Source organism: Muricauda sp. SCSIO 65647 (genome assembly GCF_021534965.1).
Taxonomy (GTDB): Bacteria; Bacteroidota; Bacteroidia; order Flavobacteriales; family Flavobacteriaceae; genus Flagellimonas_A.
The window spans coordinates 1,341,021-1,359,494 of record NZ_CP091037.1 but is presented as its reverse complement, the minus strand read 5'-3'; the positions used below and the strand labels follow the sequence as shown (position 1 = coordinate 1,359,494).

21 protein-coding genes are annotated in these 18,474 nt (G+C 44.9%); 15 read left to right on the top strand and 6 right to left on the bottom strand.

What is annotated here, in order from left to right; translation table 11 throughout:
- Positions 1 to 24: 24 nt before the first annotated feature.
- From L0P89_RS06010 to L0P89_RS05990, 5 genes are all read left to right on the top strand, one after another.
- Positions 25 to 657 (top strand): Crp/Fnr family transcriptional regulator, encoded by a 633-nt coding sequence (locus L0P89_RS06010; RefSeq protein WP_235267504.1) that lies wholly within the window; start codon positions 25 to 27, stop codon positions 655 to 657.
- 67 nt (positions 658 to 724) lie between these two features.
- Positions 725 to 2,464, top strand: coding sequence for a SulP family inorganic anion transporter (locus L0P89_RS06005; protein ID WP_235267503.1), 1,740 nt, complete (start codon positions 725 to 727; stop codon positions 2,462 to 2,464).
- Positions 2,465 to 2,515: 51 nt separating this feature from the next.
- Positions 2,516 to 3,931, top strand: a complete 1,416-nt coding sequence (locus L0P89_RS06000) for an MBL fold metallo-hydrolase (protein ID WP_235267502.1) — start codon at positions 2,516 to 2,518, stop codon at positions 3,929 to 3,931.
- The gene (locus tag L0P89_RS05995) at positions 3,931 to 4,203 is read left to right on the top strand and encodes a heavy-metal-associated domain-containing protein (RefSeq protein WP_235267501.1); all 273 of its coding nucleotides are present in this window, start codon (positions 3,931 to 3,933) and stop codon (positions 4,201 to 4,203) included. Before L0P89_RS06000 ends, L0P89_RS05995 begins: the two co-directional genes overlap by 1 nt.
- Positions 4,200 to 4,571 (top strand): rhodanese-like domain-containing protein, encoded by a 372-nt coding sequence (locus tag L0P89_RS05990; RefSeq protein WP_235267500.1) that lies wholly within the window; start codon positions 4,200 to 4,202, stop codon positions 4,569 to 4,571. The genes L0P89_RS05995 and L0P89_RS05990 overlap by 4 nt, the downstream gene beginning before the upstream one ends.
- Positions 4,572 to 4,584: 13 nt before the next feature.
- Here L0P89_RS05990 and L0P89_RS05985 read toward each other — a convergent pair whose 3' ends face one another.
- The 3 genes from L0P89_RS05985 to L0P89_RS05975 all read right to left on the bottom strand — a co-directional run bounded on the left by L0P89_RS05985 (position 4,585) and on the right by L0P89_RS05975 (position 7,257).
- The gene (locus L0P89_RS05985; protein ID WP_235267499.1) at positions 4,585 to 5,454 is read right to left on the bottom strand and encodes a sterol desaturase family protein; all 870 of its coding nucleotides are present in this window, start codon (positions 5,452 to 5,454) and stop codon (positions 4,585 to 4,587) included.
- Positions 5,455 to 5,573: 119 nt separating this feature from the next.
- Positions 5,574 to 6,035: a monoheme cytochrome C gene (locus L0P89_RS05980; protein ID WP_235267498.1), complete on the bottom strand. Its 462-nt coding sequence runs from the start codon at positions 6,033 to 6,035 to the stop codon at positions 5,574 to 5,576.
- A gap of 1 nt (position 6,036) precedes the next feature.
- Positions 6,037 to 7,257 carry a sulfite oxidase gene (locus L0P89_RS05975; RefSeq protein WP_235267497.1) on the bottom strand — a complete coding sequence of 407 codons (1,221 nt, stop codon included), beginning with the start codon at positions 7,255 to 7,257 and terminating at the stop codon, positions 6,037 to 6,039.
- 194 nt (positions 7,258 to 7,451) lie between these two features.
- Between L0P89_RS05975 and L0P89_RS05970 the strand changes: the two genes are divergently transcribed.
- The 10 genes from L0P89_RS05970 (at position 7,452) to L0P89_RS05935 (ending at position 15,756) form a co-directional block, all read left to right on the top strand.
- Positions 7,452 to 7,658, top strand: a complete 207-nt coding sequence (locus tag L0P89_RS05970; RefSeq protein ID WP_235267496.1) for a DUF2892 domain-containing protein — start codon at positions 7,452 to 7,454, stop codon at positions 7,656 to 7,658.
- Positions 7,659 to 7,803: 145 nt separating this feature from the next.
- On the top strand, positions 7,804 to 7,935 hold the full coding sequence (locus L0P89_RS16965) for a hypothetical protein (RefSeq protein ID WP_262911466.1): 132 nt from the start codon (positions 7,804 to 7,806) through the stop codon (positions 7,933 to 7,935).
- A 256-nt stretch (positions 7,936 to 8,191) separates the two neighbouring features.
- Positions 8,192 to 9,502: a TolC family protein gene (locus tag L0P89_RS05965; protein WP_235267495.1), complete on the top strand. Its 1,311-nt coding sequence runs from the start codon at positions 8,192 to 8,194 to the stop codon at positions 9,500 to 9,502.
- 8 nt (positions 9,503 to 9,510) lie between these two features.
- Entirely contained in the window at positions 9,511 to 10,602 is a 1,092-nt protein-coding gene (locus L0P89_RS05960; RefSeq protein ID WP_235267494.1) for an efflux RND transporter periplasmic adaptor subunit, read from the top strand.
- A gap of 9 nt (positions 10,603 to 10,611) precedes the next feature.
- Positions 10,612 to 13,812, top strand: coding sequence for an efflux RND transporter permease subunit (locus tag L0P89_RS05955; protein ID WP_235267493.1), 3,201 nt, complete (start codon positions 10,612 to 10,614; stop codon positions 13,810 to 13,812).
- Positions 13,813 to 13,815: 3 nt separating this feature from the next.
- On the top strand, positions 13,816 to 13,938 hold the full coding sequence (locus L0P89_RS16960) for a hypothetical protein (RefSeq protein WP_262911465.1): 123 nt from the start codon (positions 13,816 to 13,818) through the stop codon (positions 13,936 to 13,938).
- Between the two features lie 9 nt (positions 13,939 to 13,947).
- Complete coding sequence (locus L0P89_RS05950; protein ID WP_235267492.1) at positions 13,948 to 14,133, top strand: DUF2892 domain-containing protein; 186 nt, start codon at positions 13,948 to 13,950, stop codon at positions 14,131 to 14,133.
- Between the two features lie 93 nt (positions 14,134 to 14,226).
- Positions 14,227 to 14,784, top strand: coding sequence for a YeeE/YedE family protein (locus L0P89_RS05945; protein ID WP_235267491.1), 558 nt, complete (start codon positions 14,227 to 14,229; stop codon positions 14,782 to 14,784).
- 3 nt (positions 14,785 to 14,787) lie between these two features.
- Complete coding sequence (locus tag L0P89_RS05940) at positions 14,788 to 15,201, top strand: DUF6691 family protein (protein ID WP_235267490.1); 414 nt, start codon at positions 14,788 to 14,790, stop codon at positions 15,199 to 15,201.
- A 153-nt stretch (positions 15,202 to 15,354) separates the two neighbouring features.
- Complete coding sequence (locus tag L0P89_RS05935; RefSeq protein WP_235267489.1) at positions 15,355 to 15,756, top strand: response regulator; 402 nt, start codon at positions 15,355 to 15,357, stop codon at positions 15,754 to 15,756.
- 61 nt (positions 15,757 to 15,817) lie between these two features.
- Here the strand turns inward: L0P89_RS05935 and L0P89_RS05930 are convergent, their stop codons facing one another.
- The 3 genes from L0P89_RS05930 to L0P89_RS05920 all read right to left on the bottom strand — a co-directional run bounded on the left by L0P89_RS05930 (position 15,818) and on the right by L0P89_RS05920 (position 18,382).
- Positions 15,818 to 16,723, bottom strand: coding sequence for an ABC transporter six-transmembrane domain-containing protein (locus L0P89_RS05930; RefSeq protein WP_235267488.1), 906 nt, complete (start codon positions 16,721 to 16,723; stop codon positions 15,818 to 15,820).
- 6 nt (positions 16,724 to 16,729) lie between these two features.
- Positions 16,730 to 17,131 (bottom strand): hypothetical protein, encoded by a 402-nt coding sequence (locus L0P89_RS05925; RefSeq protein WP_235267487.1) that lies wholly within the window; start codon positions 17,129 to 17,131, stop codon positions 16,730 to 16,732.
- A 138-nt stretch (positions 17,132 to 17,269) separates the two neighbouring features.
- A complete protein-coding gene (locus tag L0P89_RS05920; protein ID WP_235267486.1) occupies positions 17,270 to 18,382 on the bottom strand; it encodes a helix-turn-helix domain-containing protein in 1,113 nt (370 codons plus the stop codon).
- Between the last annotated feature and the right edge of the window lie 92 nt (positions 18,383 to 18,474).

Here is an 18,474-nt window from a genome sequence, read left to right as displayed (position 1 = left end):
TCATTGCTTTCATAATTTAGGGGCATGACTACTACATTGAAAGAAAGTTTTCACCACCTCTTTGAGCTTCCCTTATTGGACGAAATTGAAGAAGTAGGCGTTCCGCTGCAATTTCAAGAAGGGCAAAAAATCATGGAAATAGGAGAGTATATCAAGGGAATGCCCTTGTTGATCTCTGGCGTGATCAAGATCTTGCGCGAAGATGATGAAGGTGATGAGCTTTTGCTGTATTATTTAGAACGTGGAGATACCTGTAGCATGACCATGGCCTGCTGCTTGGGAGATACCAAAAGCGAGATCAGGGCCATTGCAGAGACCGATGTTTCGTTGGTCATGGTGCCCATTCGTAAAATGGAGGAGTGGATTTCCAAATTCCGTTCTTGGCGGAACTTTGTTTTTGAAAGTTACCATAACCGTTTGAACGAGATGCTTTCCACAATCGACAGCATTGCCTTTATGAACATGGACCAAAGGCTCATGGAATATTTAAAGGAGAAGGTGCGGATCAATCAATCCAATACCATTCAAAATACACATCAAGAAATCGCCTATGACCTACATAGTTCCCGGGTGGTCATTTCCAGATTATTGAAACGATTGGAAAAATTGGGTAAGGTCAAACTGCACCGAAACCATATTGAGACCATAGATCTTTGAAGCTGTGTGACCAAGGTTACACCTTATCTGGTAATTGATTGGTAACTTTGCCTGCCCATTGGCCATCATGTTGAAACGCTATTTTCCCATATTCGAATGGCTGCCCAGATATAAAAGATCATATCTGGCCGGAGATATATCGGCAGGGTTTACCATTGGGATCCTATTGGTGCCCCAAGGTATGGCCTATGCCATGATAGCAGGGCTGCCCCCTGTTTTTGGGCTTTACGCAGCCCTATTGCCACAGCTGGTCTATGCGGTAATGGGCACCAGCGGAAAACTTTCGATCGGGGCAGTGGCCATCGACTCACTTGTTGTGGCCTCGGGCCTAGGGGCTTTGGCCCTTTCCGGCATTGAGCAATATATTGCCATGGCCATTTTCTTGGCCCTTTTCGTTGGGGTAATTCAATTGGCCTTTGGTTTTCTTCGAATGGGCTTTCTGGCCAATTTTCTCTCTGAACCTGTCATTGGCGGATTCACCTCGGCCGCTGCCATTATCATCGGCATGAGCCAAATACACCATCTGTTGGGATTGGAAGTGGAAACAGGTGGCCGCATACGCTACCTGCTTCGAGATACCTTGGCACATCTAGATCAGGTGCACTTGTTGACATTGACCATAGGCCTCGGGGCCATCGCCGTAATTGTACTATTGCAACAATTGAGCAAGAAGCTACCGGCAGCGTTCATTGCAGTGGCCATTTCGATCTTGGCCATTTATTTTTTGAATTTAGGTGATTTAGGAGTAAAGATTGTGGGAGACATTCCCCAAGGGCTGCCCTCGTTCAAGGTTCCTGCCGTTGAGGGAGAGCAGATCTGGAACCTTTTTCCCATAGCCATGACATTGGCCTTTTTGTCATTTGTGGAAGCCATTTCCATAGCAAAGGCCATGGGTGGTAAAGAAAACAGGGAAACGTTGCGACCAAACCAAGAACTATTGGCCCTGGGCACGGCCAACCTTATCGGTTCGTTCTTTCAATCATATTCAACGACGGCCGGCTTTTCTCGAACGGCGGTCAATGTCAAGGCTGGAGCAAAAACGGGCATATCGGCCATGATAAGTGCCCTGGTGGTCGGGTTGATCTTACTTTTTTTGACACCGGTCTTTAGATACCTGCCCAATACCGTACTGGCGGCCATCATTTTGGTTGCCGTCTATAGCCTGATCGATATAAAATATGCGGTAAAACTCTATAGATCCAGAAAAGACGAGTTTATATTGTTGATGGTCACTTTCTTGATTACACTTGCCGTTGGCATTATGGAAGGTATAGTACTCGGAGTACTGTTTTCACTTGTTTTATTGGTGTATAGAACATCGAAGCCCCATATAGCCGTTTTGGGAAAGATCAAGGATACGGAGTATTTTAAAAATGTCGATCGTTTTGCTGAAGACATTGAAGTATATGAAGATACCTTGTTGCTTCGATTTGACGGACAGCTCTATTTCGCCAATAAGGAGTATTTCAAAAAACAGCTGCACAAGAACATTGCTTTAAAAGGACCTGAACTGAGATATGTCATTCTCAATGCAGAGTCGATCAACTATATTGACAGCACCGCAATAAACATGCTAAGACAGGTGTTGGATGATTTCAAGAAAAGAAAGATCGAACTTTTGGTTGCGGGCGCCATAGGGCCGACCCGTGATATTCTATTTGGGAGTGGATTGGCCAATGAAATTGGGATTCAAAAACTCTTCGTAAGAACCATTGAAGCGCTCGACTACTGTCAAAACGCCAAAGCGAAGACCCCAATGCAATCAAAAGTATCTGAACAATCGAAAGGCTCACGTTTTGTAACTTAAGTAGCATTGTACCTTAAAAATACCTTGTACTTTTGAAGAAATTTATTGATTATGACTATTGAACAGATATACACAGGATGTTTGGCCCAAGGGGCCTATTATATTGAGAGTGAAGGTGAGGTGGCCATCATAGACCCGCTCCGTGAAGTAAAACCCTATCTTGAAAGGGCCCATCGCGATAATGCCAAGATCAAGTACATTTTCGAGACCCATTTTCACGCTGATTTTGTAAGCGGTCATATTACCTTGTCCAAAGAGACGGGAGCTTCCATCATCTACGGACCCAATGCCAACCCTAGCTTTGAAGCCATAATCGGTGAAGATGGGCAAGAGTTCAAATTGGGCAAGCTCACCTTTGTTGTTCTGCATACTCCGGGCCATACGATGGAAAGTACCACCTATCTATTGCGTGATGAGAATGGTAAAGATCATGCCATTTTTAGTGGTGACACACTTTTTTTGGGTGATGTGGGCCGACCCGATTTGGCACAAAAAGCGGCCGATATGACCAAAGAAGAACTGGCCGGGGTCTTATATGAAAGTCTTCGTGAGAAAATTATGCCGTTGGCAGATGATGTAATCGTATATCCAGCCCATGGTGCCGGTTCTGCTTGCGGAAAAAATATGATGAAAGAAACGGTCGATACGTTGGGCAACCAGAAAAAAATGAACTATGCGCTCAGGGCAAATATGACCAAAGAAGAGTTTGTTGATGAGGTCACCGAAGGCTTGTTGCCACCACCGCAATATTTTCCGTTGAACGTAAAAATGAACAAAGAAGGTTATGATGACATTGATGAGGTACTTGACAGGGGCAATATCGCCATGTCACCTGATGCCTTTGAAGCGGCGGCCAATGAAACCGGAGCGGTAGTACTTGATGTACGCCATCAAGACGATTTTGCCAAAGCACATGTGCCCCGTTCGATTTTTATAGGTTTGAACGGCAGTTTTGCCCCTTGGGTCGGGGCCTTAATCGCCGATGTCAAGCAACCCATTTTATTGATTGCTCCCAAAGGAAAAGAAGAAGAGACCATTACCCGTCTGTCAAGAGTAGGTTTTGACGGCACCATTGGTTATTTGGAAGGTGGGCTCGAAGCTTGGAAAGCTGCCGGTAAGGAAGCAGATTCTGTAAAGAGCATCACTGCAGCGGCATTTGAGCCATACGTGGCCGAAAAAGCACCAGTGTTCGATGTCAGAAAAGAAAACGAGTATAATGCCGAGCATGTAGAGGGTGCACATTTAACCCCGTTGGATTATCTCAACGATCACTTGGCAGAATTTCCCACTGACAAGACATTCTATGTGCATTGTGCCGGAGGCTACCGAAGCATGATCGCTGCCTCTATTCTTAAAAGTAGGGGCATTCATAACTTGGTAGATGTAGCTGGAGGATTTGCCCATATCAAAAAAACCGGTATTCCCGTGACCGATTTTGTTTGTCCAACCACAAAAACCTCAAGTTGATGACCTCTTCAATTAGCATACAAAACTTAAAATGTGGCGGCTGTGCCGCCACTATCACCAACCGCTTATCAAAAATTGAACATATAAGTGATGTTCAGGTTGATGAAGAAGAAAGCAAGGTGATCTTCAACCATGAAGATGAGCACCAGCGAACATTGGTCGAGCAGAGGCTGAAAGACTTGGGATATCCGCCCGTCGATGATGAAAATAGCCTCATGTCAAAGGCAAAATCATTCGTAAGCTGTGCCACTGGTAGAATCTCAAAACTATGAGACCCTCAATCGTTTGTGGTCTATTGCTTTTTTTGGGCATATCTTGCAAATCACAGGACGAATCTGCCATTTCGGTCATCGATAAGGCAACCATGAAATCTAAGGTCATCGGTAAGGATGTACAGCTAGTCGATGTGCGAACACCTGAAGAATATCAAGTGGGGCATATCGATGATGCGGTAAACTTCGATATCAAGGACCCGCTACATTTTGAAGAGCAGCTGACCGGCCTGAATAAAGACGAACCTGTTTATCTCTATTGTAAAATGGGCGGTCGTAGTGCACGAGCCGCCAAAATGCTCAAAGAAAAAGGGTTTGAAAAAATCTATGATTACGCTGGCGGATACACCGATTGGGTAAAAAACTAATCGCTATAAGATCTTATTTTTTTCCAAAGCCATAGACCAACTGTTTCCAAAAACCTCGGGGCATCTTCTCATCACCGGGGTAACCGAGCGGAATCTTGCCACTATCTTCCGGTATATAGTTTGTCTTAAATAGGTAATCCCAAAGACTGAGGCTTATGCCAAAATTCACCCCGAATTTTCCTTTTGGCAGTTCATAAGAATGGTGATAGAGGTGCATCACAGGATTGTTGAACACGTATTTTAAGGGGCCATAGCTCAGTTTTACATTGGCATGGTTCAAATGGCCAATGGCGATGGCTATAAAATGCACCACATAGGCATGTTCAGGTTCAAAACCGCCCAATAGCATCACGCCGAAGACCTTGAGGGGCTTGTAGAGAATGTTTTCCATCCAGTGATAGCGCAGATGGGCTGCAAAGCCCATTTCTTTTACGCTGTGGTGCACTTGGTGAAACCGCCAAAGCACAGAAAATTTATGTAGGCAAATATGTGTGAACCATTGTACAAAATCAAGTACGATAAAAAAGACGAGCAATTGTAACCCCATCACCCAAGAAGAAATGTCAACAAGTGCCAAACTCTTGGCCGTAATGCCAAAGTCGGCAAACAGTATCTCCAATACCTTGTAGATACCATTGATGACAATGGCAAAAATGAAGAAGTTAAAGAACATATAGAAAGCATCGAGCCAAAAGTCCTTTCTGAAAATGGACTGGTCTTTACGCCAAGGAAAAAAGATTTCCAGAAGCCAAACCACGAGTGAAATGAGAATCAATCCCCAGAAATAGTTGGTATACCAAGGCACCTCAAAGATGATGGATTTCCATGTCCATTGCAGAGTACCTAAAAATCCGTTTGACAATGCTTCCCAATAGTCGTTCATTAGTTTTGGTTTTTGATCATTTCGGGTGGGCGAACTTGTGGGTGAAGGGAAATCCCAACTATTCAGATTCCTACCCCATTCCAATTCTTATCGGAATTTGCTCAGAATGGCCATCATTGTTATTTCAATTCATACCAATCAGCATTGATCAGGTTTTTTCGTCTTCCCTTTGAAACGGGGCCATAGTTCTTGGCCAAGTACTCAATGATCTTTTCTTCATTCGCTCCAAGACTCCATAGGTTTTGGGTTTCTTGCATCCATTTGATGGTGCTTTGCCAACCTTCAGCGCTCAAGCGGTTTTGGGTGACCAATTTGGCCGAATGGCAACCGACACAGTTTTGAATGACCAGACGCATGCCCTCGTCTTCCACAAAACCAGTGGCCACATGAATGCCATTTTCAATTTTATCGAAATCTTCTTCGGGTATTTCAACTATTTTTTCTTTTGATGTTGTCACAGATGATAGGTTGTCAGAAGTATCGATAAAAAAGAAAAACATGATTGCCAACAATACTAACGCACCCAAGGCCAGTAGGGCCTTTGCAAGTGAGCCAAATTGTTTTTTCAATCTTTTCCCCATCTCATACCGCTTTGACCGCAATGCGGTGGCAGGCATTGTTCAAATATCCTTTCGGATTCCACCCCGGTAACACCATTGGCTGACTTTTACCGTTTGAATCGGTTGCCTTGGCCCAAATTTCATAATAGCCCTTTTTGGGCAATTCCACTAGTGCCTTGAAATGTTGCCAAGCCAAACGGTTGACGGGTTTTTGCAACGTACAGGGGTGCCAAGTGCTGCCAAAATCTATTGAGTATTCCATCTTTGACACCTCAAGTTCGCCTGCCCATGCATGGCCATTGATCTGAAGCTGCTTTCCCGTTTTGAGCAAGGCGCCACTTTTCGGGTAGGTAATCAATGATTTTACGGGCATCGATTCAATAATGCACATATCTTCATCATCGATTTTGCTGCCTGGGGCCACTGGATGGCAGGGCACGCGATACGAGGTGCCACCCATTTTGGCTCCGTCGTGTACACGATCTCGAACACTCAAACGATTTACCCATTTGCCCGAAGCCGAGGCTGGCCATCCCCCACATACCAACCTGAGTGGATGGCCATGCACCAAGGGAATATCTTCACCATTCATCTGAAAGGCCAAGATCGTTTCATCTTGCATCGCTTTTTGAATCGGTACACCACGGGAGATGGGTTCTTTTGTAGGATGGCCACTGAGATGGGTATCTGCCGCATGATAACCGATATAAACGGCGTCGCTGGTGATGCCGACATCTTTGAGAACATCCCTGAGACGCACCCCTGTCCATTCGGCACATGAGACGGCACCTACCGTCCACTGGTTCCCTTTTGCCGGTGGGTCAAATTCACTGCGGCCATTTCCACCACATTCAAGTGTGAGTTGATAGGTGTGATGTTTAAATTTGGATTTCAGTTCTGCCAAAGTATATGTTTTCTTATTGCTTACGGCTTCCCCGTCAATTTTTAATGTCCATTTGGCAGCATCGATATCTTGTGGAATCTTTCCGTTGTTACGAATGAACATATACTTGTTGGGCGTTACCTTATCGTTCAAAAGATGGGCTTTTGCCTCGATATTCCAAGGTTTGTCGTTGAGCACGACCATCTCTTTGTCCTTATCGAATAGTTTAAAAGGGTCTGGGTCTTGTAGGCCTAAGGGTATGTACCCAACGGGCAGTTTATTTGAAAAAACGATTGGTGCCCCAAGAAAGCTTGCCATTCCGGCCAATGTCAGGTTTTTCGAAAAGTCCCTTCGTTTCATGTACACAAATCAATTCAAATCTAAGATAATAAATGTGCAGATTGTGTAACCAAGGTTACCAAAAGTAAGGTAAGAATGTAGCTATATTTGAAAATGAGACTGAAGAAATGGCATAAACTGATTTTGGTTTGCCCCATTTGAGCGGCATAGGTGGCCGTGGCGGTTTCGGTTGTTGAATAGTTAAATGTATAGATATGAAAAAGAATATGAATGGACTTGATCGTACCATTAGATTGATTGTTGCCGTTATAGTGGGCGTCTTATATTTTACCGGGGTAGTGCAGGGTACTTTGGCATATGTACTATTGGCATTGGCAGGTATTTTTGTGATTACTTCCTTTATTAGTTTTTGTCCGCTCTATCGATTGTTTGGTATAAGCACTTGCAAGGTCAAAAGTTAGTTTTTGATTGGTTGGATGATAGAAAGGCCATTTCGTTGTTGCGGAGTGGCTTTTTTTGACAAAGAATGGGCAACCCAAAAATTGAGATTTGTCATATTTTGGATGATAGGGTGATTTTAAATTTGGCATACTAAAACTGATGACAATGAATGCACTTCAAATATTGCCACTGGTTTCTTGGGACAACGGTATCATAATGATCGGGGTTTTTGCCTTGGTCGTTATCATTTTGGTGGTCGCCGTATTGGCTTTGATGAACAGCGGTAAGAAATCGTGACAATAAACTTTCCCAACAGTGTTGCAGTTCGGTAACAAAAGGTGACCGGACCCCTGTTCTGCTATGTCTTGAAACGGCAGTTTTCAACAATGCCAGTATTTCAATCTGATCAGGGCCAAAGTGTTTTTTTTCCAGTTTTTTCCTAAAAAGGGTTTCGGGCATGGCCCTTTACGTAAGGCTCGATGGTCAATGTAACCTAAGTTACTGCACAGCTTTTGCCACCCTTCTAATTTTACGGGCAAATAGTGATCTTAACATGAAGAAGTTAATAGCGATTGCCTTTTTGGGTGCCTTGCTGCAGCAAGGGGCGGTGGCCCAGGAACATCGATTGATTTCGTTGAACGAGGTGTTGGCCAAGGTGCAGGAGGCCAATACCAATATAAGGATTTCCGGCCTGGAGGCAGATGTCGCCAAGGCGGATTATGGGATGAGCAGTGCGGTGTTTTTACCCAATGTTTCGATTTCCCATACCGGTTTTACCACTACGAACCCATTGACCGCCTTCGGTTCAAAGCTTAACCAAGAGGTGATTACCCAGGCCGATTTTAACCCGCAATTGCTCAATGACCCCAACAACATTGAAAACTTTGCCACCATTGTTTCCGTTCAGCAACCCCTGATCAATGTGGATGGTTTTTATAGGCGCAAGGCAGCCAAATCCACTTTTGAGGCAAAGGAACTGCAATTTAAGCGCACCAAGGAGTACATCAATTTTGAGGCGCATAATGCCTATATGCAGTTGCAATTGGCCTATAAGATGGTCGCGGTGCTCACCAAGGCAGATCGAACCGCCAAGGCCAACAAAAAGCAGACCAAGGATTATTACGATCAGGGACTCATTCAAAAAGCGGATTGGCTCATGGCCCAGGTCAGGGCTTCGGAGGTCAACGATCAACTACGGCAGGCCAAGAGCAATTTGCAAAATGCCTCAGACTACCTAGGGTTTTTGATGAACGCCGACCCTGGTACCGGCTATGAACCCCAAGCCGAATTGCTGCCAACCCCAACCGAAACGGAGGAACGTTCAGCAACTTTGGAAAACCGGGCAGACATCAAGGCGATGCAAAAGGCGGCAGCGGCCCATACGGCAAACTATAGGGCCGAAAAAATGACCTTTTTGCCACGCTTGAACGCTTTTGGTTCCTACGAGCTCTACGATCAAGATGTTTTTGGCACCAATGCCGAGGGCTATACTTTTGGCGCCAGTCTAAGCTGGGACATCTTTAAAGGGGCCCAGCGGTTTGCACAGACCAAAAAAGGAAAGGCCGAGGCCGATAAGGCTGAACTTCAGTTGGCCGAATACAGATCCAAGAGTATTATGGAACTGCAACGTGCCCAACGCCTATTGGCCGACGCCAAAAGCAAATTATCATCATCTGAACTGGCGTTGGAACAGGCCGAGGAAACCTTGCAGATACGCACTAACCGGTATAAGGAAGGTTTGGAGAAAACCACAGACCTGTTGATGACGGAAACACGGTATGTCCAACAAGAATTGGCCTATTACCAAACCGTATACGAGTACAATTACGCCAAGGCGTACCAATCATTTTTAACCAAAGAATAATAAAGACCATGAATAGAATAGTTTCATTGCTTAACAAGGGCTTGCCCTTGGTCATAATTGGCCTAATGCTTATGGGCTGTGGGGGAGGCGATGCTGCCCAAGTAGTTTCCCAAGCTCCCATAACGGCAAAGGTGGCCAGCGCAAGAACGGCCACTGAAGCCTATATCAATGCCGGGAGTGGGCCGATAACAGCGGTCAACAGTGCTGCCCTAAGTACCCGTATGATGGGCTTTGTGGATCGTATTCCCGTTAAAGTAGGCCAGAAGGTGAACAAGGGACAACTTTTACTGTCCATAAAGAATACGGATCTGCAAGCCAAAAGGGCCCAGATAGATGCCTCGATTATTGAGGCAAAGGCGGCCTATCAGAATGCGGAAAAAGACTATCAGCGTTTTGTGAACCTATTTGGGCAGAACAGTGCCTCACAAAAAGAATTGGACGACATGACTTCCCGCTATGAAATGGCCAAGGCTCGTTATCAGGCGGCACAGCAAATGAGGAAAGAGGTAGATGCGCAATTTGTCTATGCCAATATCAGGGCACCCTTTGGTGGTGTGATCACCAACACCCATATTGATGAAGGGGCCATGGCCAATCCAGGAATGCCCTTGGTGAGCTTAGAGGCCCCAGGTTCCTATGAAATAGAGGCCAAAGTGGCCGAGGGGTCGATCAATCAACTAAAGGTTGGGGCCCAAGCTTCGGTTTTTGTAAAGGCCTTGGATACCACGGTTAGGGGAAAACTCACCGAGCTGAGTCCCTCCGCCCAATTTTCAGGGGGGCAGTATATCGCCAAAGTGACGTTGAACGACCCGCCCGAGCAATTGCTATCCGGTATGTTCGCTACCGTTTCCTTTGAGGTGGAAGGCGAACCATTAGGGCGTTCAAGGGTAAGCGTGCCCAAATCGTCTCTGGTGAAACATGGCCAACTTATCGGCATTTATACCCTTGGCCCCAATGATACCGCCATATTACGATGGCTGCGATTGGGTGAAACCGTTGGGGAAGAGGTGGAGGTCCTTTCCGGTCTTGTGGCTGGCGAAACCTATATTCTTTCTGCTGAGGGCAAATTGTACAACGGGGCCAAATTGACCATCAAATAAGTGGTTGCCATGAAGGAAGGACTAGCAGGAAAAATAGCAAAGGGGTTTTTGACCTCAAAATTGACGGTGCTATTAATGATCGTGTTTATGGTCATCGGGGTATATAGCTCATTTTTGATTCCCCGTGAAGAAGAACCGCAGATCGATGTGCCCATGGCTGATATTTTTGTGGGCTATCCCGGCGCAGATCCCACCGAAGTGGAATCGCGGATCACCAAACCCTTAGAGAAGATCATCTCTAACATCAAAGGGGTAGAATATGTGTACTCCACCTCCATGAACGAAGCCGGTATGGTAATCGTACAGTTTTATGTGGGAGAGGATATTGAACGTTCCTTGGTGCGTTTGTATGACGAAATCAACAAGCATATGGACCAAATGCCCCAAGGCGTGACCATGCCCTTGGTAAAGACCCGGGCCATAGATGATGTGCCCATGTTGGGGCTTACCGTTTGGAGCGAGGTGTACGACGATTACCAACTGAGCCAAATTTCAGACGAGCTGATCAATGAGATTGAAAAGGTGAACGATGTATCCATCACCAAAAAAATAGGTGGCAGGGACCGCCAATTCAGGGTGGTGATGGACAAGGATCGTTTAGCTGGACTAGGACTCGACTTTTTGCGAGTGGCCCAAATGATCAGGATTAACCATAGCCAAAAGGATGCCGGCAGCTTTACTGCCAACGATACCGAGTTTCATGTGACCACAGGAAATTTTCTTCGCACCAAAAACGACTTGGACCTATTGGTGGTAGGGACCAACAATGACCAACCGGTGTACCTTAAGCAAGTGGCCCGGGTGTTGGATGGCCCTGAACTGCCCAAAAAATATGTATCCTTCGGTTATGGGGCGGCCAGTGGTGAACAGATGGAAAAATATCCTTCGGAATATCCGGCAGTGACCATTTCCATTGCCAAGCGCAAAGGGGCCGATGCCATGAAAATTGCCGATATGGTTTTGGACAAAGTGGAGTACCTTAAAAAAACCTTGCTTACCGATGGCGTTCAGGTGGCCGTAACCCGAAACTATGGGGAAACCGCTTCACAAAAGGTTTCAGAGCTGTTATTGCACCTGATCGGGGCCATTATTGCCGTGACCTTTGTGGTAATGTTGGCCATGGGTTGGCGAGGTGGATTGGTAGTCTTCCTCTCCGTGCCCATCACCTTTGCACTTACGCTCTTGAGCTATTATCTCTTGGATTATACCCTGAACCGGATCACTCTTTTTGCCTTGGTGTTCGTTACGGGAATCGTAGTTGACGATTCCATTATCATTGCGGAGAACATGCACCGGCATTTTAAGATGAAGCATCTGCCCTTTAAAGATGCTGCCCTCTATGCAATCAATGAGGTGGGCAATCCAACCATTTTGGCCACCTTAACGGTTATTGCTTCGGTACTGCCCATGGCCTTTGTGTCTGGTCTAATGGGGCCGTATATGTCGCCCATGCCCATTGGGGCTTCCATAGCCATGTTGCTGTCCCTTTTTGTGGCCCTTACCATTACACCCTACCTAGGATATCTTTTCTTAAGGGAAAAAGAAAACAAGCGCCAGGGAAAAAAAGCGGCCAAGACCATTCAAGATTCCTTTATCTACCGAATGTACGATCGCTTTGAGCGTCCGCTTATCGAAAATGGTAAAAAACGATGGCTGTTCTTGGGTATCACGGTGTTGTTGTTGCTGGGTTCGGTAGCGTTGTTCTTTACCAAGACCGTAGCTGTAAAAATGTTGCCTTTCGACAACAAGAACGAATTTCAGGTGGTCATCGACATGCCTGAGGGCACCACCTTGGAACGTACGGCCGTGGTATCCAAAGAAATTGCCACCTATCTGTCACAACAAAGCGAAGTGGTCAATTATCAATCTTATATAGGAGTATCGGCACCCATTACCTTTAACGGACTGGTACGTCACTACGATTTGCGCCAAGGCAGTAATATGGGCGATATTCAGGTGAATTTGGTTGACAAGCACGATCGCAGTACCCAAAGCCATGCCATTGCCAAAAAATTCCGTGGCCCAATACAGGAAATCGCCAAACGGCATAACGCCAATGTGAAAATTGTAGAAGTGCCCCCTGGTCCCCCGGTATTGTCCACTATTGTAGCTGAAGTCTATGGTCCAGATTACGGTGAACAGATCAAAGTGGCCGATAAGGTAAAGACCATCTTGAACGAAACCGCCGATGTGGTGGATGTGGATTGGATGGTGGAAAGTGATCAAGAGCAATTCGATTTCGTGGTGGATAAGGAAAAAACAATGTTGTATGGGGTAACCACCACGCAAATTGTGCATACCATGAACATGCTGCTTTCAGAAAACCCGGTTGCCCATGTGTACCAGACCGAAGCCTATGATCAAATTGGGGTGGTACTGACGACGGAAGAAAAAGACCGTTCCAGCTTGGAAGACCTGTTGGGGGTTAAGGTGACCTCCCAAAGCGGACAGTTCTATCCCATAGGTGATTTGGTACGGGTGAAAAGAGGGATAAAGCCAAAGAGTATTTACCGCAAGAACCAAAAGCGAGTGGTCTATGTGATGTCTGATATGGCCGGAGAGCTTGAAAGTCCGGTCTATGCCATTTTGGGAATGACGGACAAGCTCAACGAAATTGCCCTGCCCCAGGGCCACCAAATGAACGAACGCTATATGGAACAGCCCCAATATCAAGACGATTTTACCGTAAAGTGGGACGGGGAGTGGCAGATTACCCTAGAGGTCTTCCGCGACCTTGGCATTGCCTTTTTGGGGGTCATCATCATCATCTATATGTTAATCGTGGGCTGGTTCCAAAACTTTAAGGCACCCATGGTTATGATGGCAGCCATACCCTTGTCGTTGGTGGGCATTGTGCTGGGTCATTGGCTAATGGGCGCCTTTTTTACGGCTACCTCATTTATTGGTATGATTGCCCTGGCCGGGATCATGGTTCGCAATTCGGTGCTGTTGATCGATTTTGTCAACCTTAGGGTCAACGAAGGGGCGGCCCTAAAACAGGCGGTCATAGAGGCCGGTGCCGTAAGAACTACCCCCATTCTGTTGACGGCGGGCACGGTGGTCATTGGGGCCTTCGTGATTTTGTTCGATCCCATTTTTCAAGGTTTGGCCATCTCTTTGATGGGCGGTACCATTGCCTCTACCGTACTTACCCTGTTGGTGGTGCCCTTGGTGTATTATATGATGGAACGCAAAAATTTTAAGGAATAAGCCGTGAAAATAGTCATGATCAATGCGGTTGAGGAGTACCGCAAGAAAGTACTGGGAAATCTTAAGGCCACAGAAGTTTCTGACGTTAGCGGCATGCCCATAGAACGATTTAATGAACGTGAATAATCTGTACTAATGAGAAATAGAGTAATACGCGCCATTGCCGGAAGTTTTGTTTTGATAAGCCTGCTTTTGGCCATCTATGTAAACCAAAACTGGTTATGGTTCACCGCTTTTGTCGGGGTCAACCTCTTGCAATCGTCCATCACCAAATGGTGCTTGATGGAAGATATTTTAAAGAAATTGGGAGTAAAGGACTGACTTTTTACCTTGTTTGTCAGGTATGGGCCCAATGATTGGGGCCAAGGGTATGTTTCTTGTGGTTATTTGTGCATTTTTGTAAAAAACAAAACTATGGAAGCATTGTACAACCCTTGGCCTTGGTATGTTTCTGGGCCTTTGATCGCATTGACCATGGCCTTATTGATACTGATGGGGAAACGCTTTGGTATGTCATCAAACCTCGAAACCCTTTGTTCTTTGAGCGGTGCCGGAAAATTTGCCGATTATTTCAAGGTAGATACCCGACCCCGGAGATGGAATCTGCTAGTGGTAGTAGGAGCGGTATTGGGTGGTTTTATCGGAGCTAATTTTCTATCATCTGACCACCAAGTTGCCATAAGCGATACTAGTATTGAAAAATTGAACCTGCTCGGTTTCAAGAGTGCTGGTGAAGCCTATTTGCCTACTGAACTTTTTTCTGGCGAAGCGCTATCAGAACCTTTGATTTGGGGCATTTTGCTTATAGGTGGTTTTTTGGTGGGGTTTGGTGCCCGTTATGCCGGAGGCTGTACCTCGGGCCATGCCATTTCGGGCTTGAGTGATCTGCAATTGCCATCGTTGATTGCCGTAATCGGTTTTTTTGCTGGCGGATTGGCAATGGTACACGTATTATTTCCCTTAATTTTTTAGGCCATGAAAAGTTTATTATTTCTTTTGGTCGGTGTTTTTTTCGGAATTGTCTTGTTCAAATCAGAAGCCGCTTCTTGGTTTCGTATTTACGAAATGTTTCAATTCGACGCCCTACATATGTATGGTATCATAGGTTCGGCCTTGGTATTGGGCGTACTTTTCACCAAATGGGTCAAAAAGTCTGGTGTAAGATCGTTTTTTGGTGAAAAGATTATCATAATGCCCAAAGAGAAAGGGGTTGTTCGTTACGCAGTTGGTGGCACCCTCTTTGGCCTAGGGTGGGCTTTGGCCGGCGCATGTCCGGGGCCGATGTACGTATTGGCCGGTGCAGGGTATTGGCCAATTTTGATCGTTATCTTTGGGGCATTGCTCGGGGCTTTTGCCTACGGTTACTTGAAAAAGGGCTTACCACATTGATTTTTGTGCGGTATATCTAGAGAATTTCACCTTTGGCCGTGTTTATCCCAATTGAGCGGTTTATTCTTTACAAACAACGAATTTGATTCACAGGTCTTTAGAAAGATGTTAGTTTTGTAAGTGGAATGATACATTCCATCCAAACTCTAGTATTTGAAACAGACTACGATTTTTATCATAGACGATGATCTGGTATCGCAATTTGCGACCCGTTATTGTATTGAGCAGTACGACAAGGAGTTCAATATTGTGGCTTGCGGGAGTGCTGAAGAGGGATTAAGGGTCTGTGCCAATCTGTTGGATGAAAAGGAAGAATTGCCTGATATCATTCTTCTAGATTTGGTCATGGGCGATATGAACGGATGGGCATTTATCGAGAACCTCGAGCTGCTGACCGGCGATCGTAAAAAACCTGAGATTTATGTACTGTCTGCATTTGTAAATTCAAAAGATAGGGCAATTGCAAAACAACATTCACTGATTTCAGGATATTTTGACAAACCTCTGACCAAAAGCAGTCTCAATAAAATTTTCTCGCCAAAGGCCGCTCGTTGAGAATCGTCCCGTGGCCCTGGCAAGGATCACTTCGACAACGCTTGGTATGCACTTCGAATGCTCACAGCTTTTCTAACCGCTCCTTTATTTCTTTCAGTCGTAACCAATTTTGGTAAAACGCTGGTAAGGCGATTACGCTTTCTATGTATTGAAAAACATAGATGATCAGCGAAAACAAAGCTCCATATGTCATATTGCCCAGGCTTGCCGAGAAAATTATGGAGAGTACCAAAAACCCGATTAAGACAAGCCATGACATTGAAAAATTGAATACTTCCAGGTCAGATAGCTTAATATTCCATTTCATCATGTTTTTTAGATGAGATGCCAACAGTGTATCATCGTTTGTCGTGATAATATCTACTTGCTTTTCAAACTCGTTGTTGTAGACGCTATTGAAATGTGTAGTTCTTTTTCTGGTCAAAAAATAAATGAGAAAGACCAAAAATGTGGCAACAAGGCCTGCAAGAAATACATTGAGATTAAGACTCGCAATGATGATGACCACCCCTGCCATTCCAATAATAGTGGAGATCAACGCCGGAAGGGAATTTTCCAAAAACTCGATAATCTCATTGATCATCCCCAACCTTGCGGTTTTGATCGACGACTGATTTTCTTCAATTCTCAAGAGCGTTGCATTGCCCAGCCTTCGATATATCTTGGCATAGATTCTTGAATCGAAAAATCGGCGCCCCCCACCGATCAGAATGATGAGCGTACCCAATACACCAAGCTGAATGGCACCCGTATAACTTCCGTCAAGGGCATTGTCTATCGCAAAGCCAATGAACAAAGGAATCAGCAGCTCGATAGCCGATTCTATCAAGATCAAAAAGAATATGAAGATAAGCTTCCACTTGAACTCCAAGAGCACTGACCGTATGGTCACCCTTTCAGAATCGAGCCGTTTTTTGATACCTTTCCAGATTCTATCTTTGTCGACTATTTGCCGTCCGTTTAGCATTGAAAACTATTTTAACCGTTTCCAAGTTTCGCTATCTGAATAGCCCCAGGCCGAATAGCTTATGGTCAAGGTATTGCCATCGCTTAATTTAAGCTTGGCCCTGACCTCATAGTTTTTCCCCTCGTGGGCAAATATGAACGTTCCCGTGCCTTTTCCCCCTTCAAATGTTACGTCTTTTATGGCCAATGATTCATGTTTTTCACCATGACCTTTATCGTCTTTGATGTAGGTGGTATAACAAGTGAGTTTTCCATTTTCTTTTCTGAACTCATAGGTTACATACGATTTCTCATTGTTCTCTTCATACTCCGCTTCCCACTTTCCGGCCAAAGGATTGTTTTGGGCGGTCAAATTCGTGATTGACATCAATACCACCGTCAAGGCAGTCATTATTTTTAAAGCTTTCATACTATTATCTTTTAGTGAATTGTGGTCAAAAGTAGCCTGCGCGATTTGCAAGAATGCCGCTCCCTATAATACTGAACATAAAAAATGCCTTAAACCATAGGCAAGGCACTTTTGCGATAGATGTGATTTTTGTTGGAGCTAACTTTTGAAGGCCTTTTTAAATTCTGTTGGGGTTTGGGAGGTCACTTTTTTAAAGGCGGTATAAAATGCCGCTTTACTATTGAACCCCACATCGAGCGATATGGCAAAAATCGTGTCCGGTTTTGGCATGAGCAGTCGCTTTTTTGCTTCCTCAATTCGAAAACCGTTGATAAAATCAGGAAAACTCATGCCCGAGTTTTGATTGATTGCCTGCGAAACATGATGGATGGAGCTTCCCAACTTTTCAGATAACGTATTCAATTTCAAGTCGAAATCCAGATACAATTGTTCTTCCCTTACCAAGGCGCCTATTTGATCAAAGAGTTCAGACGAATCTTTCAACGAAGACTTTGCATATTTCTTTTTGGTCTCTTCGGGTAGATCTTCAAAGTCGCCCGAAAAGGCAAATACCGGAAAATGCATGATGGAATAGGCAAAAATGAAAAAGAAAATAGCGATCAACAGCGATTCAAATTTCATGGAGATTTGATAGGTGTCCATGGTATATCCGTTTACCAAAAGGTTGATGAACATGCCCAGTTGTAAAATAACAAGTGCGATCAGTATCAATTTGGCCCATTTGTACTTGAGCTTTTCATCTTTGGTAAGCACCAATGCCATCGGCGCCTTTCTAAACCGATAGAATGCCAAGAAGAAGAAGAAAATATTGAGTAAGGTGACCAAGAGGTATTCTAAGAACAACCACTCGGCATACTCTGAGGTCTGTAGTAATGTAAAGAACTCATCTATATTTTCATATTCAAATAGGGGATAAAAGAACAACCATCTCAGCAGGGTAATGCCGCTCACGATGAACACCCATTTTTTAAAGGCTACCGGCAATTTTATCAATAGGGCAATAAAGTAATAGAACAGAAACCCTACCAGATGATGGAACATATAGGATATTCCAAAGTACCAATTGCTCCCACGCTCGCTCAGGGTAGTGTAGTAGTCAAACGATACAAATGCAAAATAAAAGACCAGTGCCGCCAAAACATAGCGAAGCCTTTTATCCCTGCCCAGACCCGATTTTCGGAATAAAATGAAAATAAACAAAAACACCCCTACGGTGAGACTTAATAAGGGGGCTATGTTTAAAGCATCCATAGGGCAAATGTAGCATTTAATGCCATAAAAAAACGGGGCATTGACCCCGTTCTGTATAGAATTGATTTTGTGCTACGTACTGCTTAAGCCGC